Origin of the sequence: Eggerthella hominis, from assembly GCF_014287365.1 — a bacterium.
Lineage (GTDB): Bacteria > Actinomycetota > Coriobacteriia > Coriobacteriales > Eggerthellaceae > Eggerthella > Eggerthella guodeyinii.
Genome location: NZ_JACOOA010000002.1, coordinates 598,546 through 623,812, shown reverse-complemented (window position 1 = coordinate 623,812; position 25,267 = coordinate 598,546). Strand labels below are relative to the sequence as shown.

General features: G+C 66.7%; 19 protein-coding genes. 9 read left to right on the top strand and 10 right to left on the bottom strand.

Annotation, left to right across the window (positions count from 1 at the left end):
- Positions 1 to 10: 10 nt before the first annotated feature.
- Both H8S61_RS07405 and H8S61_RS07400 read left to right on the top strand, forming a co-directional pair.
- Complete coding sequence (locus H8S61_RS07405; RefSeq protein WP_366458027.1) at positions 11 to 811, top strand: protein-ADP-ribose hydrolase; 801 nt, start codon at positions 11 to 13, stop codon at positions 809 to 811.
- Positions 812 to 957: 146 nt separating this feature from the next.
- The gene (locus H8S61_RS07400) at positions 958 to 1,731 is read left to right on the top strand and encodes a carboxymuconolactone decarboxylase family protein (protein ID WP_154333281.1); all 774 of its coding nucleotides are present in this window, start codon (positions 958 to 960) and stop codon (positions 1,729 to 1,731) included.
- Between the two features lie 69 nt (positions 1,732 to 1,800).
- On the opposite strand, the gene H8S61_RS07395 is transcribed toward H8S61_RS07400, so the two are convergent.
- Complete coding sequence (locus tag H8S61_RS07395) at positions 1,801 to 3,237, bottom strand: response regulator transcription factor (protein ID WP_160942163.1); 1,437 nt, start codon at positions 3,235 to 3,237, stop codon at positions 1,801 to 1,803.
- Positions 3,238 to 3,461: 224 nt separating this feature from the next.
- Here H8S61_RS07395 and H8S61_RS07390 point away from each other — a divergent pair, with 224 nt between their 5' ends.
- Entirely contained in the window at positions 3,462 to 5,144 is a 1,683-nt protein-coding gene (locus H8S61_RS07390) for an FAD-dependent oxidoreductase (RefSeq protein ID WP_186938516.1), read from the top strand.
- A 157-nt stretch (positions 5,145 to 5,301) separates the two neighbouring features.
- Here the strand turns inward: H8S61_RS07390 and H8S61_RS07385 are convergent, their stop codons facing one another.
- From H8S61_RS07385 to pxpB, 6 genes are all read right to left on the bottom strand, one after another.
- Complete coding sequence (locus H8S61_RS07385; protein WP_154333283.1) at positions 5,302 to 6,066, bottom strand: LamB/YcsF family protein; 765 nt, start codon at positions 6,064 to 6,066, stop codon at positions 5,302 to 5,304.
- A 249-nt stretch (positions 6,067 to 6,315) separates the two neighbouring features.
- Positions 6,316 to 7,155 carry a putative hydro-lyase gene (locus H8S61_RS07380; protein WP_222617626.1) on the bottom strand — a complete coding sequence of 280 codons (840 nt, stop codon included), beginning with the start codon at positions 7,153 to 7,155 and terminating at the stop codon, positions 6,316 to 6,318.
- A gap of 1 nt (position 7,156) precedes the next feature.
- Positions 7,157 to 8,506 carry an acetyl-CoA carboxylase biotin carboxylase subunit gene (gene accC, locus H8S61_RS07375; RefSeq protein WP_154333288.1) on the bottom strand — a complete coding sequence of 450 codons (1,350 nt, stop codon included), beginning with the start codon at positions 8,504 to 8,506 and terminating at the stop codon, positions 7,157 to 7,159.
- A gap of 12 nt (positions 8,507 to 8,518) precedes the next feature.
- On the bottom strand, positions 8,519 to 8,992 hold the full coding sequence (gene accB / locus H8S61_RS07370) for an acetyl-CoA carboxylase biotin carboxyl carrier protein (RefSeq protein ID WP_160942159.1): 474 nt from the start codon (positions 8,990 to 8,992) through the stop codon (positions 8,519 to 8,521).
- A 25-nt stretch (positions 8,993 to 9,017) separates the two neighbouring features.
- Positions 9,018 to 10,187, bottom strand: coding sequence for a 5-oxoprolinase subunit C family protein (locus tag H8S61_RS07365; protein WP_160942158.1), 1,170 nt, complete (start codon positions 10,185 to 10,187; stop codon positions 9,018 to 9,020).
- Position 10,188: 1 nt separating this feature from the next.
- On the bottom strand, positions 10,189 to 10,917 hold the full coding sequence (pxpB, locus tag H8S61_RS07360; RefSeq protein ID WP_154333290.1) for a 5-oxoprolinase subunit PxpB: 729 nt from the start codon (positions 10,915 to 10,917) through the stop codon (positions 10,189 to 10,191).
- 73 nt (positions 10,918 to 10,990) lie between these two features.
- On the opposite strand from pxpB, the gene H8S61_RS07355 reads away from it, so the two are divergent.
- From H8S61_RS07355 to H8S61_RS07345, 3 genes are all read left to right on the top strand, one after another.
- Entirely contained in the window at positions 10,991 to 11,704 is a 714-nt protein-coding gene (locus tag H8S61_RS07355) for a sulfite exporter TauE/SafE family protein (protein WP_160942157.1), read from the top strand.
- Between the two features lie 71 nt (positions 11,705 to 11,775).
- Positions 11,776 to 12,219 (top strand): universal stress protein, encoded by a 444-nt coding sequence (locus tag H8S61_RS07350; RefSeq protein WP_154333292.1) that lies wholly within the window; start codon positions 11,776 to 11,778, stop codon positions 12,217 to 12,219.
- Positions 12,220 to 12,318: 99 nt separating this feature from the next.
- A complete protein-coding gene (locus H8S61_RS07345) occupies positions 12,319 to 14,085 on the top strand; it encodes a putative bifunctional diguanylate cyclase/phosphodiesterase (RefSeq protein WP_186938515.1) in 1,767 nt (588 codons plus the stop codon).
- A 148-nt stretch (positions 14,086 to 14,233) separates the two neighbouring features.
- Here H8S61_RS07345 and H8S61_RS07340 read toward each other — a convergent pair whose 3' ends face one another.
- On the bottom strand, positions 14,234 to 16,030 hold the full coding sequence (locus H8S61_RS07340; RefSeq protein ID WP_186938514.1) for an FAD-dependent oxidoreductase: 1,797 nt from the start codon (positions 16,028 to 16,030) through the stop codon (positions 14,234 to 14,236).
- 244 nt (positions 16,031 to 16,274) lie between these two features.
- Here H8S61_RS07340 and H8S61_RS07335 point away from each other — a divergent pair, with 244 nt between their 5' ends.
- Positions 16,275 to 17,744, top strand: coding sequence for a helix-turn-helix domain-containing protein (locus H8S61_RS07335; protein ID WP_160942154.1), 1,470 nt, complete (start codon positions 16,275 to 16,277; stop codon positions 17,742 to 17,744).
- An 82-nt stretch (positions 17,745 to 17,826) separates the two neighbouring features.
- On the opposite strand, the gene H8S61_RS07330 is transcribed toward H8S61_RS07335, so the two are convergent.
- Entirely contained in the window at positions 17,827 to 19,629 is a 1,803-nt protein-coding gene (locus H8S61_RS07330) for a helix-turn-helix transcriptional regulator (RefSeq protein WP_186938513.1), read from the bottom strand.
- Positions 19,630 to 19,875: 246 nt separating this feature from the next.
- On the opposite strand from H8S61_RS07330, the gene H8S61_RS07325 reads away from it, so the two are divergent.
- Entirely contained in the window at positions 19,876 to 21,645 is a 1,770-nt protein-coding gene (locus H8S61_RS07325) for an FAD-dependent oxidoreductase (protein ID WP_186938512.1), read from the top strand.
- Between the two features lie 208 nt (positions 21,646 to 21,853).
- Here H8S61_RS07325 and H8S61_RS07320 read toward each other — a convergent pair whose 3' ends face one another.
- On the bottom strand, positions 21,854 to 23,326 hold the full coding sequence (locus H8S61_RS07320; protein ID WP_186938511.1) for a helix-turn-helix domain-containing protein: 1,473 nt from the start codon (positions 23,324 to 23,326) through the stop codon (positions 21,854 to 21,856).
- Between the two features lie 296 nt (positions 23,327 to 23,622).
- On the opposite strand from H8S61_RS07320, the gene H8S61_RS07315 reads away from it, so the two are divergent.
- Positions 23,623 to 25,215, top strand: coding sequence for an FAD-dependent oxidoreductase (locus H8S61_RS07315; protein WP_186938510.1), 1,593 nt, complete (start codon positions 23,623 to 23,625; stop codon positions 25,213 to 25,215).
- Positions 25,216 to 25,267: the final 52 nt, after the last annotated feature.

Here is a 25,267-nt window from a genome sequence, read left to right as displayed (position 1 = left end):
GAGGTTGAACGTGGACGAGGCGGCGATGCACGAGGCGGTGGGGCGGCTGGTGTCGTTCCTGGCCGAGGAGCGGGTGGAGCTTGCCGGGCTGGCGGTGCCGGACGACCCTGCCGAGCGCTGGGCGCTCGCGCGCTCGCTCATGAACATGCGGCTTCCGCGTCCGGTGCCCGCCGCAGTGTTGGAGGAGCAGGACGCCGTGCTGCGCGCGCTGATCGCGCGGGCGGGCGTGACGGATGCGAGCGCGCTGGCGCCGGTGGGCGACGGCGGCGTCGACGAGCGGCTGGCGCTGTGGCGCGGCGACATCACCACGCTCGCGGTGGACGCCATCGTGAACGCCGCGAACAGCAAGCTGCTGGGCTGTTTCATTCCCGGGCACCACTGCATCGACAACGCCATCCACACGTTCGCCGGGATGCAGCTGCGCCTGGCGTGCGACGAGCTCATGCGTGCGCAGGGGCGCGACGAGCCGGTGGGGTGCGCGCAGGTGACGTCCGCGTTCAACCTGCCGTCGCGCTTCGTGGTGCACACGGTGGGGCCGCAGGTTCCCACCGGAGAGCCGACCGCCGCGCAGGAGGAGCAGCTGGCGTCGTGCTACCGCGCGAGCCTCGATGCCGCGGCCGCTGCGGGCGGCGCGTCCCTTGCGTTCTGCTGCATCTCGACGGGCGAGTTTCGCTTCCCGCGCGAGCGCGCCGCCCGCATCGCGGTGGGGGAGGTGCGGGCGTGGCTCGCGCGCGACGAGCGCATCGAGCGCGTGGTGTTCAACGTGTTCGGGGACGAGGACGAGCGCGTGTACCGCGAGGTGCTGGGTTAGCGCGCGGCGGGCACGGGGAGGGGCCGCGTGCGTTATTCGGCGCGGTGCCTTCGGTAATATGTTTCTTTATTGGTAACAGTTGACTTGGAGCCAACTCGAAGAGGTACTATGACCTCAATACAACAAGCAGGTGAGAAGGAGCAAGCATGACTACGATCAACGAGCAAGCGCAGGCCTACCGCAAGCGTCTCTTTCCCGGGTTCGATTCGCCGCTCGCGAGCACCGATCCCGAGTTCGTCGAGCGCCTCGATCGCTTCGCCTTCGGCGAAGTGCCCGCCAGCGACGACCTGGACGACCGCACGCGCATGATGGCCATTCTGGCATCGCTCGTCGGCGCGCAGGCAATCGACCTGTTCAAGGCCATGGCGAAAGGCGCGTTCAACGTGGGCCTCACGCCGGTTGAGATCAAGGAGATCGTCTACCAGGCCACGCCGTACGTGGGGATGGGGCGCATGCTGCCGTTCCTATACGCGGTGAACGAGCTGCTGGAGCATCGCCTCGTGTCGCTGCCGCTTGAGGGGCAGGCCACCACGACCGAGGACACACGCCTCGAAGCCGGCGCGCAGAAGCAGGTGGACCTCTTCGGGCCGCATATGGCTGACTTCTACCAGTCGGGTCCCGAGGAAACGCGCCACATCAACCGCTGGCTGGCCGAGAACTGCTTCGGCGACTACTACACGCGCACGGGCCTCGACGACGCGCAGCGTGAGATGATCACGCTGTGCTTCCTGGCCGCTCAGGGCGGGTGCGAGCCGCAGCTGGTCAGCCACGCGCAGGCGAACATGCGCGTGGGCAACGACCGCGCGTTCCTCATCAAGGTGGTGTCCCAGTGCGTGCCCTACATCGGCTACCCGCGCAGCCTCAACGCGCTGCGCTGCATCGACGAGGCCGCCGAGGCGCTCGAGGCCGACGCCGAATAGCCGTGCGCTAGCCGGCCCGTCATAGCGCCCGTATTCGCCCGAATACGGGCGTTCGCATGCTTCCGGGCGCTAAGCCTGACGCTCCACCAGGTCGATCAGCTCCTGGTGCGAGTGCACGTCGAGCTTCGCGTAGATGTGGCTGACGTGGGTTTTCACCGTGTTGTACGACACGGTCAGCTCGTCCTGGATGAAGCGGACGTTGCGTCCGCGCGCCAGGTACTCGAAAATCTCCTGCTCGCGATCGGTGAGCCCGGCGGCCGTGCCGATGGCCGCGCACCGGTCGGCGACGGGGGACAGCGGGCCGTCGCCCGCGCTTGACGACACGAGCGGCGTGAGCGGCTTGATGCCCTGGATGGTGTGCGAGAAGCTGAACGATTTCTGCACGAGCACCACGTACGCCACGATGCCGAACACGATGCAGGCCGAGATGATGGACGTCGTGGTGGCGTCGGCCGCCATCTCGTTCGTGAACCGTCCGAAGTTGGCGCCCAGCAGCGTGCCCCATGACGCCATGGCATTGCCCCAGGCCAGCATCGGCAGCGCGCTCACCGTGTTCTTCGCCCCCAGCGCGATGAGCACGAAGTACATGAGAATCTCGAAGAACCCCGTGCCGCACGACAAGAGCGTGCTGATCAGCGTGCCGTTCACCGTGGCGATGGACAGCACGAGGAACCCGGCCACCGAGCACAGGATGGACAGCTGGAAGAACGCGTCGGGCGAGAAATCCTTGCGGCTGAGCATCACGTATCCCAGCACCAGCACGAGCGGCGCCAACGCGCCGAGCGCCAGCAGCGGCACGCGCTCCACCTCGCCGAACGTGAGCGTGTAGCCGTAGATGAAGCGGAACAGCAGCAGCGTGACGAACAGCTGGTGGCCGAACGGCAGGAACGACGACGGCGCCGTGACCGCGGCCTGCGCGGGCGAGCCTTCCGCATACACCTGGTTGAGCAGGGGGCGCGCGTACGGCGCGATGACGAGCACGGCGACGAGCGGGATGACGCAAAACAGCGCCAGGTTCACGCCCCAGGGCAGCAGCGCGAACACGCTGCGCAGCGCGTAGGCCAGCACGTACGCCAGCGTGACGCTGATGCCGAGCCGGCGCATGTCCAGCCCGATGCACCCGATGCCCACGATGATGTTCGACAGCCCCGTCCCCACGGTGACCAGCGCCGCGCCGCACACGAGCACGGCTGGCAGCGACCCGAAGATCCCCACCGCCATCACGAGCGATCCCGCAACCATGGTCGACACCGCCGCCACGAGGAACCTTCGGCTGGTGAACAGGCGCGGATGCCAGTACGACGCGAACGCGAGCACGGTGAGCGTGAGGCCGCCCACGACGGCGCTGGCTTCGCGCGTCCACAGGTACACGTGATCGAACAGGGGGAAGGCGCTGTAGTTCAGCAGCCAGTAGCCGATGAACGAGCCCATGAGCGCGGCGGTGCACGCGAGGAAGCGCAGCGGGTGCACCGGCTTGGGCGCGGTATGAGGGAACGCGGCAGCCATGCTTGAATCCCCTCCCGGATAGGCATCGTGCGGTGTTTCCGGGGGCTATTCTAGCAGGAGCCGGCACCGCACGAGGGGGCGGGAGGCAAAATCACCCGACCCGTATGAGACGCTTCACTCGGGTGACGTGACGCTTTTCCGGTGGATGACCCGTAGAGTTGAATGCGTTCCAACCGGGGCGTTTCGGCGCTTCGACCACATTCACAAGAAGGAAGGGGAGAGTCATGACGGAAGCGAACAAGGGATTGAGCCGTCGCGCATTTCTGGGTTTGGGAGCCGCGGCCGCCGCGCTGGCAGGGGCCGGCTTGGCGGGGTGCTCGCCTGCCGCCGCGCCCTCGAAGGAGGATGCGGCCGCCGCTGCAGTGAACGATTGGCTGGGCGCGGAGCCCGAGATTCCCGAGGACAAGATCGTCGAGACCGTCGACACCGAGATCCTCGTGTGCGGCGCCGGCACGTCCGGCCTGTTCGCCGCTTGCTCGGCCGCTGAGGAGGGCGCGAAGGTCGTCTGCCTCGAGAAGGCCGCCATCGGCGGCGGCGTCCGCGACAACCTGGGCTCGCTCAACAGCCGCCTGCAGAAGGAGGCCGGCTGCGAAATCGATGAGAACGAGATCTGCAACGACCTCATGCGCTACGCGAACGGCTACTGCAACCCGCGCCTCTACCACATCTGGGCGCAGAACTCCGGCGAGGCCATCGACTGGTACCAGGATCGCCTGGAGGAGGCCGGCTTCGAGCTGTTCTTCGAGGCGGCGAACGATGCCAAGCCGTCCACGTACAAGCACTGGGCCACGGGCCACATCCCCAGCTGGCCGGCCGATGCCGAGTTCGCGGGCCTCAAAGACGTCACGAACGGCAAGATCGTGCTGGGCGACTACGCCAAGAAGGTGGGCGTGGACTTCCGCTTCACCACGCCGCTGGTGAAGCTCGTGCACGAGAACGGCAAGGTGACCGGTGCCATCGCGAAGGGCTCCGACGGCTACATCAAGATCAACGCCAGCAAGGGCACCGTCGTGTGCACGGGCGGCTACGCGCGCAACGAGGACATGCTCAAGGCGCTGCAGCCGCAGACGCTGAACAAGTACTCGCTGTCCATCGCCATCGACGGCACCACGGGCGACGGCATCAAGTCGTGCCTGTGGGCGGGCGCGCGCATGGACGAGGTGCACACGGCCATGGTGTTCGACCGCGTTGCCGTGAAGCCCGACGAGTTCGGTGGCGCGCAGACCACGGGGTCGCTGTTCTGGATGGGCTCGAACCCGTGGCTCAAGGTGAACCTCAACGGCGAGCGCTTCGCCAACGAGTCCGGTCCGTACGACTACATCCTGAACGCGGCGCTCACGCAGCCGAACCACACCGTGGTGGACATCTGGGATTCGGATTACGAGACCTACCTCGAGCAGTTCGACATCCACGGCTGCGCGCGCGTGTACCCGTTCGAGAACGGCGCGCCCACGAACATGACGCTCGAGACGGTGAAGGGCATCAACGAGGGGCTGCTGGCCGACGGCTACATCGTGAAGGCCGACACCATCGAGGAGCTGGCCAAGGGCTTAGGGCTTCCGGTCGAGAACCTCAAGAAGACGGTCGATCGCCAGAACGAGAACTACGACAACCAGGTTGATCCTGACTTCGGCAAAGAGGCCTTCCGCCTGTCGCCCGTGCGCAAGGCGCCGTTCTACGGCGTGCGCACCTCGGGCTACATGCTGTGCACGCTCGACGGCATCACCATCAACGAGAACTTTCAGGCTGTGAACGAGTCGGGCGAGGCCATCGAGGGCCTGTACGTGACCGGCGTCGACTCGGGTTCCTACTACGCGCACACGTACCCGAACATGTCCACCGGCAACTGCTGCGGCCGCTCGGTGACGTTCGCCCGCATGATCGGCAAAGCGCTCGCCGCCAAGTAACATCTGGTGGCGGCATCGCCGCAATCGCTCATCCCGGGGCCGCCGCCGCACGGCGCGGCCCCTCATCAACCCGGCCCCGCGCAAACCCTCCCTCGCGCGGGGCCGTCTGCGCGTTATCGGGCGGGGATCGCCGTACTCGACGGCGCGGCGCGCAATCCTACTCCGCGCCTACTGCTTTGATGGCGATGTCGTCTTGTTCGAGTTCTTGGCGGATGCGGCTGACGAACGCGAGGGCGGTGGGGGAGTCGCCGTGCACGCACAGCGTGTCGGGATGGAGGTCCACCAGCTTGCCCGTGACGGAGAGCACGGCCCCTTCGCGGATGGCGTTCTTCACGCGCTCGATGGCCTCCTGCTCGTCGCGGATGAGCGCGGCGGGATCGTTTCGGCTGACCAGGCGCCCTTCGTCGGTGTAGTTGCGATCGGCGAAGAATTCCTCGGCCGTCACGAGGCCCAGCTTGCGTCCCTCGTCCACCAGCGCGCTGTTCGCCAGGCCCACCAGCACGAGCTGCGGGTCCACGTCGCGAACGGCCTGCGCCAACGCGGCCGCCAGCTCGGGGTCGATGGCGGCGTGGTTGTACAGCTGGCCGTGCGGCTTCACGTGCGCGAGCTGCACGCCCTGCGCCGAGCAGAACGCCTGCAGCGCGCCGATCTGGTACAGCATGTAGGAGTACGCCTCGTCCGGCGACAGGTTCATGTCGCGGCGGCCGAACCCTTGCAGGTCGGGGTAGCCCGGGTGCGCGCCGATGGCGATGCCCGCGTCCTTCGCCATGCCCACCGTCTTGCGCATCACCATGGGGTCGCCCGCGTGCTGTCCGCACGCGATGTTCGCGCTGGAAACAAGCGGGATGATCTGGTCGTCGAGGCCCAGCGTGTAGCGCCCGAAGCTCTCGCCCAGGTCGCTGTTCAAGTCGATGCGATACATAAGCACCCTTCTTCCGCGTCGTTTGCCCCCTATTGTAGAGCAATGGCCGGCACGCCGCGAATACTTCACGCGCTTTCGGATTGCCCCCAATGGCACGTTGGTCGTCATGCCGTCAAGACAATCTGACAGACAGCGTCTGTTGTATGGGACGCTTGCGAGTGTTTCACGTGAAACACTCGTTCGATTTTTTCGTGATCGTGATACTGGTTGGAACGCGAGTTCCAACCAGCGTACGCGTCCGGTGCGACCCTATTCCTTCAAATCCGCGTTCTTCGTGTCCGTGATGAGCATGCAGCCGGGGGCGTGGGTGATGGCGAAGGGGGGCTTGCTGTTCATGACGATGGACTGGGGCGTGACGCCGCAGGCCCAGAACACGGGCACCTCGCCCTCGCGGATGTCCACGGGGTCGCCGAACTCGGGATGCGCGATGTCGCGCACGCCGATGGCCGCGGGGTCGCCGATGTGGATGGGCGCGCCGTGCACCTTCGGGATGGCGCCGGAGATCCGCACCGCCTTCACCACCTGGTCGTAGGGGATGGGGCGCATCGACATGACCATGTTGCCGGACATGCTGCCGGCGGGCACACACGGCACGCCGGTCAGGTACATGGGCACGTTGCAGCCCATGGTGTTGTGGCGGATCTCGATGCCGGCCTCGATGAGCTCGGACTCGAACGAGAACGAGCAGCCGATGACGAACGACACGAGGTCGTCGCGCCAGTAGTCCTCGACGTTCTCCACCTCGGCCACCAGCTGGCCGTGCTCGTAGATGCGATAGCGCGGGAAGTCGGTGGCGATGTCGCAGTCGGTGGCGCAGATGACGGCCTCGCGTGCGCCTACCTCGGTCACTTCAAGCAGCGGGCAGGGCTTGGGGTTGCGCTGCGCGAACAGCAGGAAGTCGTAGGCTTGCTCGCGGGGCAGCACGATGAGGTTCGCCTGCGCGTACCCGGGACACAGGCCGCTCGTCGGCGCCGTGAACGCGCCCGAACGGATCAGCCGGCGCGCCTCCACCGGCGACGCGGCAAGCATCTGCGCCCAAACCTCGTCGGCAACGCCTGCGGGCTTGGCGGGAGTCGGAGTGTTCGTCATGTTACACCTCGCCTTTCAGGAACTTCTCGATGAAGCTGGTGTCGGCGGTTCCGGCGGCGAACGTCTCGTTCTCCATGATGGCGTACTGGAAATCGAGATTCGTCTTCACGCCCACCACGACCATCTCCTCCAGGGCGGTGCGCATCTTCGCGATGGCCTCGGTGCGGTCGCGGCCGTGCACGATCACCTTAGCGATCATGGAGTCGTAGTACGGCGTGATCTCGTAGCCGTCGTACGCCGCGGTGTCCACGCGCACGCCGTTGCCGCCGGGCAGGTGCATCTGCGAGATGGTGCCGGGCGACGGCAGGAACCCGCGCTCGGGCTGCTCGGCGTTCACGCGGCACTCGATGGCGTGGCCGCGATAGGTGATGTCGTCCTGCGTGAACGTGAGCGGGTCGCCCGCCGCCACGCGGATCATCTCCTCCACGAGGTCGGTGCCCGTGACCATCTCGGTGACGGGGTGCTCCACCTGGATGCGCGTGTTCATTTCCATGAAGTAGTAGTTAAGCTGGTCGTCCAGCAAAAACTCGATGGTGCCCGCCGACGTGTAGCCCACGGCCTGCGCCGCGCGCACGGCCGCCTCCAGCATCTCGTCGCGCACGCGCTCGGTGAGCACGGGCGAGGGGCTTTCCTCGATCATCTTCTGGTGGTTGCGCTGCACCGAGCAGTCGCGCTCGCCGAGGGCCACCACGGTGCCGTACGTGTCGGCGATGATCTGCACCTCCACGTGGCGCGGGTTCAGCACGCAGCGCTCCAGGTACATGGTGTTGTCGCCGAACGCGCCCACGCTCTCGCGCTGCGCGATGGAGAACTGCTCGGAGAAGTCGCGCTCGTCGTAGCTGACGCGCATGCCCTTGCCGCCGCCGCCCGACGACGCCTTGATCATGATGGGCCAGCCGATCTCGCGCGCCAGCACCAGCGCCTCCTCGGGATGGTGCACGGGCTCCTTCGTGCCCGGCACCACGGGTACGCCGGCCTCCATCATGGTCTTGCGGGCCTGGCTCTTGTTGCCCATGCGGTCGAGCACGTCGGGTGCGGGGCCGATGAACACGATGTCGTTCTCGCGGCACAGCTTCGCGAACGTGGAGTTCTCGGACAGGAAGCCGTAGCCGGGATGGATGGCCTGCGCGCCGGTGCCCTTCGCCGCGGCGAGGATGGCCGCGATGTTGAGGTACGAGTCGCGCGCGGCCGGCGGTCCGATGCACACGCTTTCGTCGGCCAGGTACACGTGGAGCGAATGCTTGTCGGCCGTGGAGTACACGGCCACCGTCTTGATGTCCATCGCGCGGCAGGCGCGGATGATGCGGACGGCGATCTCGCCGCGGTTGGCGATGAGTATCTTGTCGAACATGGCGCGCGCCGCCTAGTGCGTTTCGCCGGTGGCGGTGGCCACGCGGAACAGCGGCTGGTCGTACTCCACCTGGGCGCCGTTGGCCGCGAGCACCTCCACCACGATGCCGGGGGCGGGCGTGGTGATCTCGTTCATCATCTTCATGGCCTCGACGATAGCCAGCGTCTGGCCGGACAGCACTTCCTGGCCCACCTTGACGAACGGGTCCTCGTCCGGGCTCGGCGAGATGTAGAACATGCCCACCATGGGGCTGCGCACGAGGATGGAGCTTTCGTCGGTGTCTTCGACGGCTGCCGCCTCGTGGCTCTCGGTCTTGCCGGCCAGCAGCGCGCTCACGCGGTCGGCCATGAGCGGCAGCGCGGTTGATGAGAGCGGGCCGTGGTTGCGCTCCAGCTCGATTTTCGTGTCGCCGTCGTCCACGCGCAGGGCCGTGAGCTCGGCCTTGTCCATGATGGCGATCAACTCTTCGATAGCTTTCGTATCCATGGCAATCTCCTCAGTGCATTCTCGTCTACGTCGTTGTGCGTTCGGTGGTGTCGGTTGCGTCCGATGGTTGGTGGTGCTTCGGGATGCTTCCCAGGGCGTTGCGGTTGCCGATGCGCTCGGATCGGTCGGCGCGATCGATCCACAACATGTCGGCCTGCGACTTGCGCGCCTGCTCTTCCAGGATGGGGGTCAGGCGGCGCGCCGTGCGCCGGGGCGAGATGCCGTCGGCGCTGGGTCGTCGCACTTTCAGCGCCAGCATCTCGAACAAGTGCGCCTCCTGGCGCAGCAACGTCTGCGCTTCCTGCACGCCGATGGACTCGAAGCGCACCTTGCTGCCCGGGGGCCGCTGCACGAGCTTCGGGATGTCCACGCTGGCGATCGTGCCGATTTTCGCGTAGCCGCCCGTGGTTTGACGGTCGGCCAGCATGATGATGGGCCGCCCGTGGGACGGCACCTGCACGGCGCCGAACGACACGCCGTCGGAAATGATATCGGAACCGTGTTTCGTGGCGATTTCCGGCCCGTCCAGACGGTAGCCCATGCGGTCGCACTTCGTGGTGGTGGTGTACGCCTGGCCGTAGAACGTGGCCAGCCCCTCCTCGGTGAACATGTCCTGCTGCGGGCCGGGCACCACGCGCACGGTCACCTCGTCGCGGTCGAAGCCGTAGAACTCGCCGTCGCCGTCGATGCGGTGCGACCCCAGGTTGGGGAGGAAGTCCACGCTCTTCGTGGAGAACGGCAGGTAGTCGCCCACGATGAGCGCGCGGCCCTTCCAGCCGCCGAACTCGCACTTGAGGTTCGTCGAGCGGCTCCCCATCACCTCGTCCACGCGCACGCTGTTGCCCGCGATGGCCAGGTAGCCGTAGCACCCGGTGCGCGACGCCTTGAAGCGCAGGATGGAGCCGCGTCGCACCATGATGGCGGCGTACGACGGGATGGGCTCGCCGTCCAGCGTGGGGGCGAAGTCGCCGCCCGTGATGGCGATGCACGTGTTCGTGGTGAAGCGCACCGTGGGACCGGCCAGCGCGAACTCGAGTACGGGCGCGCCCGGCTCGTTCTCCACCAGCAGGTTCGCGATGGCGAAGGCGCGGTGGTCCATCACGCCGTTCGTGGAAAAGCCGCTTCCCTGATAGCCGAAGCGGCCGTTGTCCTGAATGGTGGTGATCACCCCGGGCTTCTTTACGACCAGGCCCATGCTACTCGCCCTCCACGAAGATGCCGTACGAATAGGTTCCCGCGGCCAGCTGCGCCTCGATGGCGGTGTACTCGTCGGGCGTGATGGGCACGAAGCGCAGGTACTCGCCCGCCGCGTACAGGATGGGCTCCTCGCGGTCGGGGTCGTACGGCTTGAGCGGCGTGCGCCCGATGATCTGCCAGCCGCCGGGGGAGGCCAGCGGGTAGATGCCCGTCTGCGCGCCGCCTATCCCGACGCTGCCCGGCTCGATGCGCGTGCGCGGCACGCTGAGGCGCGGCGTGTGCAGGCGCTCGTCGAGGCCGCCCAGGTAGGCGAAGCCGGGCAGGAAGCCCAGCATGTCGATGAGGTAATCGCGATCGGTGTGGATGGCGATCACCTCGTCCTCGGTGAGGCCCGCATGTGCGGCCACGTTCGCCAGATCGGGGCCGAACTCGCCCCCGTAGCACACGGGGATGGGCACGATCTTGCGGATGCTCAAGTCGGCCTCGCCCACGTCGCGCAGCTTGGAGCGCAGCTTCGTGGACAGCTCGTCGAACGTGATGACGAGGGGATTGTAGTACACCATGAGCGAGCAGAACGTCGGGACGAGTTCCGTGACCCCCTTGATGGGATCCGCGGTAAGGTTTTCTGCGGCCATGCGGATCTTGGCGCTCGTTTCCGCGGATATCGCGTGGGCGAATTCCAGGTTGAGCGCCGAGTCCCCCGCAATGGTGATGGTGAATCCCGCCATGCAATTCCGTCCTCTGGCGTGTATGCCGTGCTACACTTGTACGCTGGTCATATAGATAAGGATTGTAGCATATATGGAAAAAGCGCTTTTCCTGGCCGCGTTCTTTTTCGCCTACACGGTCCAGGCCATCACGGGGTTCGCAGGCAACATCTTCGCCATGCCGGTGGGCACGACGCTGCTGGGCTTGGAGTCGACGGTGTCCATCCTCAACGCGATGGGCTTTTTCGCCTGCGGCCTGCTGACCGTGCTCAACATCAAGCACGTGAACTGGCGCGAGCTGGGCAAGATTCTCAGCGTGATGATCGTGTTCATGCTGGTGGGCATCTGGTTGGACACGCTGGTGCCGCTGCATATCCTGCTGAAGATCTACGGCGCCGTCATCGTGATCATCGGCATCAAGAACCTGGCGGTGCCCCAGCAGAAGTTCATGCCGGAGTGGTCGCTGTGGATCATCCTCGCGCTGGCCGGCCTCATCCAGGGCATGTTCGTGTCGGGCGGCGCGCTGCTGGTGATCTACGCGGTGCAGAAGCTGCGCGACCAGCAGCAGTTCCGCATCACGCTGTCGGCCATCTGGACGGTGCTCAACTTCATCTACGCGTGCATCGCGTTCCAGCAGGGGCACTTCACCGGCGACGTCATCCAGATCATCGTGTTCTGCATCCCGCTGGCCGTGCTGGCCACGTTTCTGGGCAGCAAGCTGCAAAAGAAGATCAGCCAGGAGAAGTTTCTCAAGCTCACGTACGTGTTGCTGCTGTGCGTGGGCGTCATCCTGCTGATTACGTCGTAGCGCCCGGGGCGCGTCTTCGGCCTGCTTGGGGTACAATGGACCACACATGCAGTCCAGGGAAAGGAACGATCATGGCGCAGGAATACGCTCGAATCTTCGCCGCGCTCGACGGCGCGTCGACGCAGGAAGAGGTTGCGCAGCGCGCGATTTCGCTGGCGGCGGACAACCATGCCAAGCTCATGTTCGGCCATGTGATCGACTCGGTTCCCTACGAGGCTTCGGGCGTCGACTTCGAAGCGCTGTGCGCCGAGGGCCAGAAGCGCCTCGAGAGCGAGCTGGCCGCCGTGCTGGCCGAAGCGCGCCAGAACCCGAACATCCCCTCGGTCGAGATCGCCGTGCGCGCGGGCCGCATCGCCGACACGCTGGAGCACGAGCTTATCGAGCCGTTCGAGCCGAACCTCGTGGTGTGCGGCGAGCGCGGGCTGTCGAACATCAAGTACGTGTTCGTGGGCAGCGTGTCCACGTTCCTCATCAGGAACCTTCGCTGCGACGTGCTGGTGGTCAAGCAGTCGTAAAAATAAGAAGCCGTCGACGGTGTTCTTTCGCGCACCGGCTTCCATATCGCTGGCAAAGGCGTAGAATTGCCTCTCGCCTACGGGCGGAGAGGAGCGTCGATGAAGGAACGGGGAGAGTTCTCTCGAAACGACCGGATCGAACCCGGATCGTGCGCGACGCAAGACGAGTACGGCGTGCTCATGGACACGTTGCGCGTCAGCGTGAGCAAGCACAAAATCGACGACGGCTTCACCCTGGTGTGGGCCAACTCCTACTTCTACGAGATGCTGGGCACCACGCCGGAGGAGTACGCCACGGTGTACCGCAATTCGCCCGTGTGCTTTTACGAGAACGACCCCCAGTTCCTGGCCATCCTGAACGAGCGCGTGGTGGACGCGCTGGAGAACGGCCGCGGCGGCTACACCTGCACGACGGGCGTGCACACCACGGCGGGCGAGCTCAAGTGGATCAAGCTTGCCAGCACGTTCATCGACGAGTACGTGGACGGCTGCCAGGTTTCCTACACCACCATGACCGACGTCACCGACCTCGTGGAGGCGCGCAACGCGCTGGAGAAGGCCAATGCCGAGCTGGAGCGGATGGCGTTCGTCGATCCGGTGACCGAGGGGTTCAACCAGACGAAATTCGACCTCGTCGCGCGGCGCGTCATCGACGCGGCGCCGGCGGGCTCCTATGCGCTCGTGGCGCTCGACCTCAAGAAGTTCAAGCTGCTGAACGAGATCCAGGGCACGAAGAGCGGCGACATGGTGCTGCGCTACGTCCACGAGTGCCTGAGCGATCACCTGAGCGGCGAGGAGTGCGTCGGCCGCATCAACGCCGACGCGTTCAACCTGCTCATGCGCGTCGAGCGTCCCGAGGTCATGCTGGGCCGCATCGACGGCATGGTGCAGGACATCAACCGGTTCAACGTCGGGTCCACGCGGCCCTACTACCTCTCGTTCACCGTGGGCGTGTATCCCATCGACGACCGAAGGCTGCCCACGACCATCGTGCGGGACCGTGCGAACTTCGCGCGCAACGCCGGCAAGGACGCGCCGAACGCGCGGCACTTCACTTGCATGTTCTACAGCGACGTCGACCGTCAGAACCTGCTTTCCGAGCAGGACATGGAGAACCGCATGCACGGCGCGCTCGAGCGGGGCGAGTTCGTGGCCTACTTCCAGCCCAAGCAGTTGCTCGCCAAGGGCGCCGTCGGCGGCGCCGAGGCGCTCGTGCGGTGGATCGACCCGGTGCGCGGCCTCGTGCCGCCCGACGAGTTCGTGCCGTTCTTCGAGCGCAACGGCTTCATCATCGACGTGGATCTGTGCGTGTTCGACCAGGTGTGCGCCCTGCTGGCTTCGTGGATCGATCAGGGCAGGAAGCCGGTTCCCATCTCGGTGAACATGTCGCGCGCGCACCTGCGCGAGCGGGATTTCGTCACGCCGTACGAGCGGATTCGCGAGCGCTACGGCGTGCCGGCCTCGCTCATCGAGTTCGAGCTGACCGAGACGCTCGTGTTCGGGGACCCCGAGACGTTCATGGGCGTCATCGACCTGCTGCACGCGTGCGGCTACCGGTGCTCGCTCGACGACTTCGGCAGTGGGTACTCGTCGCTCAACGTGCTGAAGGATGTGGACATCGACACGATGAAGCTCGACCGCGCGTTCTTCTCGGCGGGCGATGCCGCGGGCCAGCGTGAATGGGACGTGGTGGAGTCGGTGGTGGGCTTGGCGAAGAAGCTCGACATGAAGACGGTGGCCGAAGGGGTGGAGGAGCCCGCCCAGGCCAGCCGCTTGCGCGCCATGCAGTGCGACATGCTGCAGGGCTACGTGTTCTCGCGCCCGCTGCCCGTGGGCGAGTTCGAGAAGCTGCTGTTCGGGGAATAGGCTGCAGGCGACGAAGGGCTCCCGACCCACGGGTCGGGAGCCCTTCGCGTCGTGCGGTGCCGCTTGCGGCCGTGCGCGCCTGCGGAGGTTCGCGCGAACCGTCCGCGCGGTCCGCAGGCGCTAGGAGGGGGAGGGGAGGGTAGGCGATTTACAGCTGGGCGAGGATGCGGCCGACCAGCATGCCGTGCGTCAGCGCCATGCCGTGGCTGATGCCGGGCGCGGGCAGCGGGTAGTCCACGAGGAAGCGGCCGCCCTGGGCGTTGCCCACGGCGTACAGGCCCTCGATGGCCTCGTCCTCGGTGTCAAGCACGTTGAAGTCCACGTCGGTTTGCAGGCCGCCCATGTTCACGAGGATCACCGTGTCGGTGAGCGGGTAGGCGTAGAACGGGCCCTCCTCGATGGGGAACAGGCGGTCGGCGCGCTTGCCGAAGTCCTCGTCGTTGCCGGCGGCGGCCAGCTCGTTGTAGCGCTCGATGGTGGCGGTGAGCGCGGCTTCGTCCACTTCCATGAGCTTCGCCAGCTCGGCGATGGAGTTCGCCGTCACGCCCACGGCTTTGTCGCCCTCGAAGTAGCTCGTGAAGCCGGGCGTGTTGCCGTCCTCGTTGTCCTCTTCGGAGATGTAGGCGTTCTTGCCATACGAGCCGTTCGGCACGTCGGAGCCCGATTCCACGTACCAGTTCACGTTGCCGTGGCCGGTGTCCATGTACTTGATCTGGTCTTTCCACTTGCTGTCGAAGATCTGCCATGCGGTCTTCTTCGGCAGGCGCGACAGCTGGTTCTGGAAGGGCTGGCCTCCCACGTCCTCGTTCATGAAGCGCTCGCCGTTGATGTCCACCAGCAAGAACGCGTCCATGCCCAGCGGGCCGCCCAGGTGGTGCGTCATGGGGGCGTGCGGGCCGTCCTCCATCTTCGCGCCGATCCACATGCCCATCTGCTGGCCGTCGCCCGTGTTCGTCTTCTCACCCTTGGCGTCGGTGTTGGGGAAGATGCTCATGAAGCGGTCGGACCAGGGCACGTAGTAGCTCATCATCTCGGCGTTCGACGCGTAGTCGCCCGAGGCCAGCAGCACGGCCTTGCTGGCGGTGATCTTCTTGTAGTCGCCGTTCTCGTCCTCGACGATGACGCCTTCCACGCGGCCCGCGTTGTCGGGGCGCACAAGCTGGCGCGCGAACGTGGAGTACAGGAACTGCACGCCGGCGTCCTCGCAGATCTTCACCATGTTCTCGATGTAGGGGCCGTTGTCGGGCAGGCAGATCTGGCAGTCGTCGAAGATGGGATAGAAGTCGTCGGCGACGTTGGCCTCGGCCGGGTGCGGCCAGTGCGTCTTGCGGACGCTCATGGACGTGCCGTCGTAGGCGTCGGACTCGGCCTCCACCACGTACTGGCCCTCGCTGGCGGCCAGGAACCAGTCGAACGCCTCGCCGGAGTTCTCGGCCCACAGGTTGAGGATGCGCTGGTTGGGACGGTAGCCGCACTCTTTCATGATCTGGCCGACCACGGCGTTCTTGTCGATGCTGATGCCGAGATCCTCCTGGATCTTGCCGCCGATACAGCCCACCTGGTTCGAGCGGTACTGCCACGTTTTGGCTTTCTCCACGACGACGATGTTCTTCGCGCCGTTCTCGACGGCCGAGCGCGCGGCGCTGATGCCGGAGAAGCCGGCGCCCACGATGACGATGTCGGCCTCGATGGTTTCCTTGATGTCGCTGTCGGCGATGGCCTCGGGCGCCGTCAGGAAGCTGGGCGTGCCGGTGCCCGCGGTGCCGGTGCCGGTGGTGGCGCTGGCGCTCGACGCGCCCTTGCCGGCGGAGTCGCTGCCGGTCTGCGGCGAGCAGCCGGCCAGCCCGGCGGCGCCGGCGGCTACGGCTGCGGTGGCGCCCAAGCTCAGAAAAGCGCGGCGGGACAGCCCTTGGTTCAGTCCTCGGTCGTTGTGCGATGCGGTCATGTCATCCTCCCTATCGTGATGGTTCTGCTGCGCCATCCCTCATGTGGCGCTGGGGGAACCTTACGATGCGCACGCCGCCTTGCCGCCGACCCAAAAGGTTGATTCGCGCGGGTTGAGGCGATATCGACCCTTTGGGTTGATGCCGGATCCGGTTCGCGCACCGGGTGCGAACTTCCGGTACAATGACGGGAGTTTTCCCGATCAAGCGCGAGGGGCGGCCAGCCGTCGGAAGGGAGGAGGATCGTTGGGAACCACGTTCGCGGCAACGAGCCGCGAGTTCACGCTGCGCTATGCCGGCCTGAGCTTCTACTGGGCCTGGGTGTTCCTGTCTTTCAACTCGCTCGACATCGTGGGCGGCGTCGGGCAGACGATCTCGCTCGTGCACGTTGCGTCGTCGGCCACGGCGATGGTGATGTTCGCGGTGTGCGCGCTGTGCTGGCGTTCGGTGATGGGATGGCCGGCGGCTCGCGTGCGCGCGGTGCTGGTGGTGTGCGGGCTGGTTGCGGCGGTGGCCACGTTCTTGTACGCGTCGCCGCTGTTCGCGGGCGTGCCTGCGGCAGTGGCCGCGGGGGCGCTGGTCACGGGGCTCGCGTGCACGCCCGTCGTGCTGGCGTGGGGCGTGGCGTACCGCGACCTCGACGCGCGCCGCGCGGTGCTGTTCACCTCGATGACGTTTTTGGGCGCGGCGCTGCTGTACGGCGCGGTGTCGTTGCTGGGGCCGACGCTCGCGCCCGTGGCGGTGTCGCTGCTGCCGCTGGCGGCCGCGCTGACGGCGATGGCCAGCTTGCGGGATTGGAAAGCCGCGCGGGTTGAGTGCGGCGTCGACGGCGACGCGCAGCGCGGGGCGCGCGCCGAGATCCGCGACCTCGTGCGCACGGCCCTGTCGTGGCGCGTGCTGGTGGGGCTGATCGCCGCGCTGTTCGCGTACGGCGGGCTGCGCGTGTACTTCGGCTCGGTGGCGCCCGACGTGTTCTCGAACCCGGCGCTCATGGCGGGCACCATCGCGCTGGCGGCGCTGATCTTCTTCGTGTACGGCGTGCTGGTGTCGCGCACGAGTCTCAACCTGGGCGTGCTGTACCGCATCGCCATGTCGGTGTGGGCGCTCGCGTTCGTGCTGATCGCGCTGGTGGGCCACGACAACGCGACGATGGTGTTCTTCATGGCGTCGCTCAGCTCGGTGCTGTTCGAGGTGCTCACCTGGGCGCTGCTGGTGGAAATCGCGCGCACGACGCACTTCGCGGCGCTGCTGGTATTCGCGGTGGGGCGCCTGGCCGTGCATGTGGGCATCGTGGCCGGCGAGCTGGTGGCGTTCGCGCTGATCGGCGACATGGTGCTGTTCGCGGTGGTGGCGGTGTTCGTGCTGGCGGTTTCGACGGGCTTCACGTTCGCCGACCGCGACACCACGTTCGCGTTCGAGAGCCCCACGCCGGCCGAGCTGGAACGGCTGTCGAGCGCGGCCGCGTCGAAGCCCGTCGCGGTGGGGGGCGCGTCCGACGTGGACGCGCGCATCGAGGCGCTGGCCGAGGCGTACCAGCTGTCGCCGCGCGAGAAAGAGGTGTTCGCGCTGTGGGTGACCGGGCACGGCTCGAAGTACATCCAGGAGAAGTTCGTCATCTCGCCGGCCACGGTGAAGACCCACGTGCGCCACATCTACGAGAAATGCGACGTCCACAACCGCGCCGAGCTCATGCGCAAGCTGGAGGAAGCGCGCTGAGGCGGTGCGCCGTGCGGCGGCAGGGAAGCCCGGCGGCCGCACGCGGCGGCGTCATGGTGGGCCGCCCCCGCGTTTGGCGATTTCACCCCTCGCGGCAGAGGTCGATGATGTCCTGCTTGGAGTGGACGTCGAGCTTCTTGTAGACGCGCTTCGCGTACGTCTTCACGGTGTTCTCGGAAACGTCGAGGGCGCGCGCGATGGCGGCGACCGTCTCGCCGAGGGCGAGCAGCTCGAGCGTTTGGCGCTCACGGTCGGTCAGCCCGTGCTGCGCGGCCAGGCGAGCGCACGGGTTCGCGCGCGCGGCGGCAAGGGGTGTCATCGGGGCTTCGGCAGGGCATCTTCGCCCCAAACACACGGAAATCGTCTCTGAGGCGTGTGTTTGGGGCGAAGATGCATCTGCGGGATGTGCGGGCAGCGCGGCATCGGCCAAGCGCGGCTGGCGCATAAGGGCCGACAGCTCGGCACGCGTGTGCACGTCGCAGGCGCGGTAGATCTTCTGCGCATGGTATTTCACGGCGCTCGGCGAGAGGTAGAGGTCCTGCGCGATGCGCGCGATGGTGCGACCCTCCAGCAGTTGCTTGAAGATGGTGGTCTCCTGCTCGCTCAGCCCGTAGGCGGCGGCGATGCGGTCGAGCTCGGACGCGCCCGCGTCTTCGTGCGTCATCGCGTCGTCGTGCGCGGCCGTCGGCGCGACGGCTTGGGCGCTGCGGGCCTCGGGCGCCGCCGCGTCCCGCTTCGCGGGCAGCGTGCCGTCGGCATCGATGCCGCGCGGGATGCGCTCGCGCCCCAGCAGCCACGACGCCCCCAGCATCACCAGGTACAGCGTGCCCAGCCCGATGAGCGCGAACCCGGCGTTCGTTCCCGGAAGGTACACGCGGCTCAGCATGCCCGCTTCCGACCCCGCCAGCAGGCACAGCAGCGACACCGTGTCGCTGGCGGCGAACAGCGGCATGACGGGCACGCGCGCCGCTTTCCCCACCTCGGCGATGGTGCAGGCCAGCACGATGCCGCACATCATGTAGCCCGTGGTGGCCAGCGTGCCGGCGATGGCGGGCGGGATGGCGTCCACCAGGCCCGGCAGCACGAGCAGCCCCAGCGCCGACAGCGGCAGCGCCACGCGGTAGCTGCCTTCCAGCTTGAACGGCTGATGGTACAGCAGCGCGGGCACCGACATGATCACCAGCACGCAGGCGGAGATGCCCAGCACGAGGTACTGCATATGCGTGGGATCGACGTCGGTTTGTCCCGACAGGCTGGTGACGAATCCGCTGAGCAGCGCGAACAGCCCCACGGCCAGCACGCCCTTGCCCACGAGCGGCGCGATGTCGGCGATTTGCCCGGAGAACGTGCGCTCGAGCGGCCGATCGACGTGCAGCTGGGTGGCGCATGCGCACGCCACCAGGAACGACGCCACGGTGATGGGGATGTACCACTCCTGCGGGCACAGCAGCACGAGCGCGCACAGCGCGGTGGCGCCCGCGTGGCTTCCCAGCAGGAACAGGTAGCTGGTGCGGTAGGAGAACGACGGCAGCGCCGACAGCCACAACAGGCTGAGCAGCGCCTGTCCCACGCCGATGAGCACCGCGCCCGCCACGAACGCGGGTTGCGCGCCCGCCCAGCTTCCGCACAGCACCAGCGCGAATCCCAGGCACAGCGACACGGCGGCGACGATGGCCGCCCGCGGGCCGAGGGGTTCGCGCACGGCGTTGCGCGAGCGCAGGACGATGGCGACGAACACGACGATGTGGACCGTGCTGAGCACCGTGCCGTACGTGTCGCCGTCGAATGCGGGCAGGCTGGCGAACGCGGTGGTCGCATGGTAGCTGAGAATATTGGCAAGCAGGAAAAACGCGTACCCTGCGAAGCATGCTGCGCGCGTCGCCATGTTCGATCTTCCCTCCGTGTCTCGAACGGTTCCGCCTCCCGTGCGGATGCTGCGCCTTGCCGTACATGATACCTGTTGAGAGGCGCCGCGCCGACCAATTTGGCCGTTTCGGGTGACAGAAAACCAGGCCTTGGCAGCTCCGGGTGACGCGCGCGTCCCTGCCGTTTTATATGCTGGGGAGGCGAGGGGACGTCGGCGATCGGCCGGCGACCGCCACATTGTCAAAGGAAGAGGGAAGGGGTCATCATGAAGGAACAGAAGCTTACCCGCCGTTCGTTTCTCGGCCTGGGCGCCACGGCCGCGGTAGCCGGGGCAGCGGGCCTCGCCGGCTGCGCGCCGACCGCGAAGGGCGACGCAAACGCGAGCTCCGATGCGGGCGCGGCCGACGGAGGCAGCGCGACCGGCTCCGGCGCGGCGGGCGGCAAGCCCACCGAGTTCGTGCCGTCGTTCATGAACGCACCGGAGCCCATCGACGAGTCCAAGGTGACCGAAACCGTCGATACCGACGTGTGCGTGGTGGGCCTCGGCCTGGCGGGCGTGTGCGCGCTGCGCGAGGCCGCCGAGTCGGGCGCCAAGGTGTTCGGCTTCGACAAGGGCCCCGACGTGGGCTATCGTTCGGGCGAGTTCGGCACGTTCGGCAGCGAGATCCACAAGCAGCTGGGCATCGAGCAGCCCGAGACGCAGGAAGTGGTCAACGAGCTGATGCGGGTCATGGGCAACCGCCCCAATGCGCAGCTGCTGAACTACTGGATCGGCAACTCCGGCCAGGACCTGGACTGGTACATCGGCTCCGCCGAGCACGAGCTGCTGACCAGCGACCACGATACGCCCACCGATCCCGAGAAGCCCTACGTGTTCCCCGAGCGCTGCCCGGTGAACGAGAACTACAACTGGCGCGAGGAGAACTACCCCTGCTTCCCCGGCATGGTGCACCTGCTGCCCGACCACGGCTGGGCCATGCACGGCACGCTGGAGGCCGCGCAGAAGGCTGGTGCCGAGGCGCGCTTCAACCTGAAGGGCGAGCAGCTCATCAAGGAAGGCGACAAGGTGGTGGGCGTGTACGCCTCCGACGAGGACGGCAACATCGTGCGCGTCAACGCGAAGAAGGGCGTCGTGCTGTCGACGGGCGACATTTCCAGCGATGCCGAGATGCTGACGTACTACGCGCCGCAGGCCACGAAGTACGGCGTGTTCTTCAGCAGCATGGACAAGAGCGGCAAGCCGGTGAACACGGGCGACGGTCACAAGATGGCCATGTGGGCCGGCGCGGTCATGGAGGACGGCCCGTACGCGCCGATGACGCACAGCCTGGGGACGAACTCCATCGGCATCGACCCGTACCTCATGGTGAACCAGGACGGCAAGCGCTTCGCCAACGAGGACGTGGGAGCGCAGGAGCTGCAGAACGCCATCAAGCGCCAGAAGGGCGGCGTGTCGTACCAGATCTTCGACAGCAAGTGGAAAGAACAGCTGTCGGTGATGCCCCAGTGCTTCGGCGGCGTGACGCATTACATCCCGCCCGAGCAGGAGGCCGAGTACGAGCACGCCATCAACCACTTCGCGGCGGGCTACGCGTCCGACACGTACTTCGCGAGCGAGATCGAGGCGGGCTCCATCATCCAGGCCGACACCATCGAGGAGCTGGCGAAGGCCGTGAACATCCCGGCCGACGCGCTGACCGAGACCGTCGAGCGCTACAACGAGCTGGCGCACGCGGGCAAGGACACGGACTTCTCCAAGGTGTCCACGCGCCTGTTCCCCATCGAGAACCCGCCGTACTACGTGGCGCCGTTCGGCGACTCGGGCATGCTCGTGCTCATCGGCGGCATCGATTGCGACGCCGAATGCCACGCGCTCGACGCCGAGAAGAACCAGGTGCCCGGCCTGTTCGTGGCGGGCAACACGATGGGCGGCCGCTTCCTGGTGGACTACCCCGTGACGGTCGCCGGCGCCAGCCACTCCATGGCCATGTCGTTCGGCCGCCTCGCCGGCCGCAACGCCGCCGCCGGCAAGTAGCCGGCGGCCCTGCGGCGCGCGCGGCGCGCCGCAGGGTGCCGCGCGGCGCAGCCGCCCGGCACCCTCGCGCGGCTGCGCCGCGCGAGGCCTCCCCACACCGTACTGCCCAAGGCCGCTCGCCCTCCCTCCCCGAGCGGCCTTGGTTTGTCGTCCTGGGCGCTGCCTTCCGCGGAGATCGCGGAATCTGTCACAAAGGGGCGCTCCGGGGTCATTCTTTGCGGGGGTCCTCCAAGGAAAGCGTTTTCGGGTCGTCCATTCCGACGAGCGCGATCAGCTCGTCGCGCGAATGGATGTCCAGCTTGGCGTAGATGTGGCGCACGTGGCTTTTAGCGGTGCCGTTGGATATGACGAGCTCCTGCTCGATGCGGGGAACGCTCTTTCCCTGGGCAAGGCAGGCGAGCACTTCCTCCTCCCGCCGGGTGAGGCCGTACATGCGCGCGATCTGGGCGCAGCGGTTCACGAACGCCTCGTAGTAGTTGGTGAGCGGCGGGCGCGGTGCGGGCTCGAGGTCGCGCCTGGGTTCGACGGGCGTGATGCCCCAGGTGGTTTCGAGCTCCCGCTCGTTGAGGAATCCCATGCATGCCGCCACCAGGCCGATCGCCACGAGATTGGTCGCAAGCATGAGCACGGTGGGGTCGTGGGCGGTCCATACGAGCGTGCCAACCTGCCCGCCTATGACGCTGGCCACGACGCGCGCCGCGCGCGTGATGCCGAACAGCCACAGCGCCACCACGCCGTAGCGATAGCAGATGTTGGAGAGCACGATCATCGTGAGGATGATGAATCCCGCATGGCTTGCGTTGAGGAGGATGCCCGACAGCGTGAGCGCGGAGCCCTCCAGGAACGGTTGGACGAGCATGCCCGCCACCATAAGGGGCAGCGCGATCCGATACAGGTGCCGCACGTCGAATCGCTCGAAGAAGAACAATCCCGCGATCAGCACGACGATCGCGATGAGCGCCACGCCGATCATCCCCGCTTCGCTGACGTCGGACCCGGTGGTGCGGCTGAAGTTGAATGCGAACGAGTACGCGGCCATCAGCAGCACCGGTCGCCAGGGGAAGCTCCAGCGCAGGCGGTCGCGGCCCGCGTCGTCGTCGTGCGGCTCCTCCTCTTGCTCGGGCGCGGGCGAAGCTGCGCGGTGCGAGAGGGCGAACATGCCCGCCGACGCGAGGGGAAGCGCGGCGGTGGCGATGACGTCCACGGGGTCGGCGAGCAACGTGATGCCCAGGTGCAGCACGACGGCCAGCACGAACGATGCGGAGTAATAGACGGTCACTTTCCTGGTGGGGAGCGTCGCGTAGAACTCGCACCACAGCAGGATGACGAGGCCGAGGCCCACCCCCGCGATCGCCGACCCGGCAACCAGCACGATGCCGGGGATGGCCCCGGCGGCTGCGAGCGGCGTCGCCAGCGTGCCGACCGCCATGGCTCCTCCGGCTATCCAGGGGATGCCGCGGCGCTTCGAGAGCGGCGCGAGCCTTCGGGCGAAAACGGCGCAGAGAATCAGGCACAGCGCGTTCGCCAGGTTCGAGATGGAGAACCACGTCTCGCTGGCCGGGAGGCTGCCTTCCGAGGCGAACAGCAGGCCGCCGAATTGCACCGAGTATATCCAGGCGAGGTACACGCCCATGCCCATGAACCTGATGGGCACGACGACGTCCACCGTCGTCTTCTTCATCAATGGCGTTCTTCCCATGGCATCGACCCCGCTTTGCGTTGCTGTCCCCGTCCTCCCTGCCGTCATGATAGCGCACTGAGGTGCCCACGGCCCGAAGTTGGGCTTCGTGCCGGTGCGGCACCGGTCGATGCATGCCCTGTGATCAGGTGTTACGGTTTCGGTGGATGATAAAGATAGACCCCTGCAACGCCGCGAATCAGCCTTTGGGTGAGGTGACCCGCGCCGTTCTTCGTCGCATGATGCGACCCAAGACGAGTGCGAAGAACGTTCGCGCTTCCAATCAAGGAGGGATGAACATGCAACAGGGTACGACGAATGAAACGGGAATCTCGCGCCGCGGTTTTCTGGCGGGAGCCGCCGTGTCCGCGCTTGCCGGCGGGCTCGGGCTGGCCGGTTGCGCACCGCAGGCGAAGGCGGGCGCGGCGACGCAAGGCAACGAGGAGGGGACGTCGGGGGCGCAGCAGGCCGATCAAGCGCGCGACGCGTTTGCGGCGCCGGAGCCCATCACCGACGTCTCCGAGGAAAAGGACTTCGACATCGTGATCGTCGGGCTGGGCATGTCGGGCGCGTGCGCGGCGCTCGCAGCGGTCGAGGGTGGCGCCAAGGTGGCCGTGCTGCAGAAGGTGGGCATCCCGATGACCCACGGCAACTTCTGCGCCGTCATCAACTGCGACGAGCTCACGGAGGCCGGCTGCCAGACGATGGACGTGGACGCGGTGATGAAGACGTTCAACGGGAACAATTCGAACGCCATCAACTGGAACCTGGTCAAGCGCTACTTCGAGGAGTCGCCGGAATCGGGTTCGTGGCTGCTCAGCCGGGCCGAGGAGGCCGGTGCGGAAGCCATCATCCCCGCGCCGGTGCCTGCGGTGAAGTTCAAGGGCAAGCAGGTTGCCGGTGTGACCGCCCTCGCCGAGCTGGCGCAGAGCAAGGGCGCCGAGGTATTCTACTCGACGTCGGGCAAGCAGCTGGTGCGCGACGACGGGGGTCGCGTGACGGGCGTGATCGGCGAGACGGACGCAGGCAAGCATATCCAGTTCAACGCTGCAAAGGGCGTGGTTCTGGCCACCGGCTGCTACGGCAACAACAAGGACATGCTGGCGAAGTGGAGCCCGGGCGCGGAGCCGTTCGAGAACTTCTACAATCCGCCGGTGAACGACGGCGACGGCCATCTCATGGGCCTGTGGGTCGGCGGGCGCATGCAGGAAGCGCCCCATCCGAAGATGATCCACGTGCACCATTACGTGGGCGACGGCGACAAGAACGCTCCCATGCGCAAGTGCCCCTGGCTCAACATCAACGATTACGGCGACCGCTTCATGGACGAGAGCGTGCTGTACGAATTCCGCTGCAACGAGGCCATCAAGTATCCCGATGCTCATTCGACGCAGATATTCGATGGGAATTACGAGACGTACTACGCGCAGATGCCCAACCAGTCCGATCCGGCGAACGACGGCACGCTGGAGGACTTCATCGAATGGGGCATGGCGTTCAAGGCCGACACGCTCGACGATCTGGCGACGCAGCTCGAGGTGCCGGCGGATCATCTGAAGGCGACGGTCGAGCGGTACAACGAGCTTGTCGCTGCGGGGCACGACGACGACTACCTGAAGTCGATGGACTTCATGTTCCCCATCGACACGCCGCCGTTCTACGGCATTCGCCGCCAGTACGTGATCTCGGCCATCACCGGCGGCTTGGAGGTGGACGAGTCGTGCAACGTGGTTGACGAGAACTGGCAGCCGATTCCCGGCCTGTTCGCGGTGGGCAACGCCCAGGGCGGCATGTTCGGCGGCTCCGACTATCCCTTCGACATCACGGGCCTGTCGCTCGGGCGCGCCATGACGTTCGGGTACGTGGTCGGCCGCGATCTCGCGAAAGCGTAGCGAGCACCCCCCTCCTCACGCTCCCGAGTTGACGAGGCCCTCCGGAATCCTC

What these genes read in the sequence shown, in the direction of transcription:
- H8S61_RS07400 (WP_154333281.1), top strand. Translation starts at nt 958, where the DNA reads ATGACTACGATCAACGAGCAAGCGCAGGCCTACCGCAAGCGTCTCTTT.
- H8S61_RS07395 (WP_160942163.1), bottom strand. Translation starts at nt 3,237, where the DNA reads ATGGCTGCCGCGTTCCCTCATACCGCGCCCAAGCCGGTGCACCCGCTG.
- H8S61_RS07390 (WP_186938516.1), top strand. Translation starts at nt 3,462, where the DNA reads ATGACGGAAGCGAACAAGGGATTGAGCCGTCGCGCATTTCTGGGTTTG.
- H8S61_RS07385 (WP_154333283.1), bottom strand. Translation starts at nt 6,066, where the DNA reads ATGTATCGCATCGACTTGAACAGCGACCTGGGCGAGAGCTTCGGGCGC.
- H8S61_RS07380 (WP_222617626.1), bottom strand. Translation starts at nt 7,155, where the DNA reads ATGACGAACACTCCGACTCCCGCCAAGCCCGCAGGCGTTGCCGACGAG.
- accC (WP_154333288.1), bottom strand. Translation starts at nt 8,506, where the DNA reads ATGTTCGACAAGATACTCATCGCCAACCGCGGCGAGATCGCCGTCCGC.
- accB (WP_160942159.1), bottom strand. Translation starts at nt 8,992, where the DNA reads ATGGATACGAAAGCTATCGAAGAGTTGATCGCCATCATGGACAAGGCC.
- H8S61_RS07365 (WP_160942158.1), bottom strand. Translation starts at nt 10,187, where the DNA reads ATGGGCCTGGTCGTAAAGAAGCCCGGGGTGATCACCACCATTCAGGAC.
- pxpB (WP_154333290.1), bottom strand. Translation starts at nt 10,917, where the DNA reads ATGGCGGGATTCACCATCACCATTGCGGGGGACTCGGCGCTCAACCTG.
- H8S61_RS07355 (WP_160942157.1), top strand. Translation starts at nt 10,991, where the DNA reads ATGGAAAAAGCGCTTTTCCTGGCCGCGTTCTTTTTCGCCTACACGGTC.
- H8S61_RS07350 (WP_154333292.1), top strand. Translation starts at nt 11,776, where the DNA reads ATGGCGCAGGAATACGCTCGAATCTTCGCCGCGCTCGACGGCGCGTCG.
- H8S61_RS07345 (WP_186938515.1), top strand. Translation starts at nt 12,319, where the DNA reads ATGAAGGAACGGGGAGAGTTCTCTCGAAACGACCGGATCGAACCCGGA.
- H8S61_RS07340 (WP_186938514.1), bottom strand. Translation starts at nt 16,030, where the DNA reads ATGACCGCATCGCACAACGACCGAGGACTGAACCAAGGGCTGTCCCGC.
- H8S61_RS07330 (WP_186938513.1), bottom strand. Translation starts at nt 19,629, where the DNA reads ATGGCGACGCGCGCAGCATGCTTCGCAGGGTACGCGTTTTTCCTGCTT.
- H8S61_RS07325 (WP_186938512.1), top strand. Translation starts at nt 19,876, where the DNA reads ATGAAGGAACAGAAGCTTACCCGCCGTTCGTTTCTCGGCCTGGGCGCC.
- H8S61_RS07320 (WP_186938511.1), bottom strand. Translation starts at nt 23,326, where the DNA reads ATGAAGAAGACGACGGTGGACGTCGTCGTGCCCATCAGGTTCATGGGC.
- H8S61_RS07315 (WP_186938510.1), top strand. Translation starts at nt 23,623, where the DNA reads ATGCAACAGGGTACGACGAATGAAACGGGAATCTCGCGCCGCGGTTTT.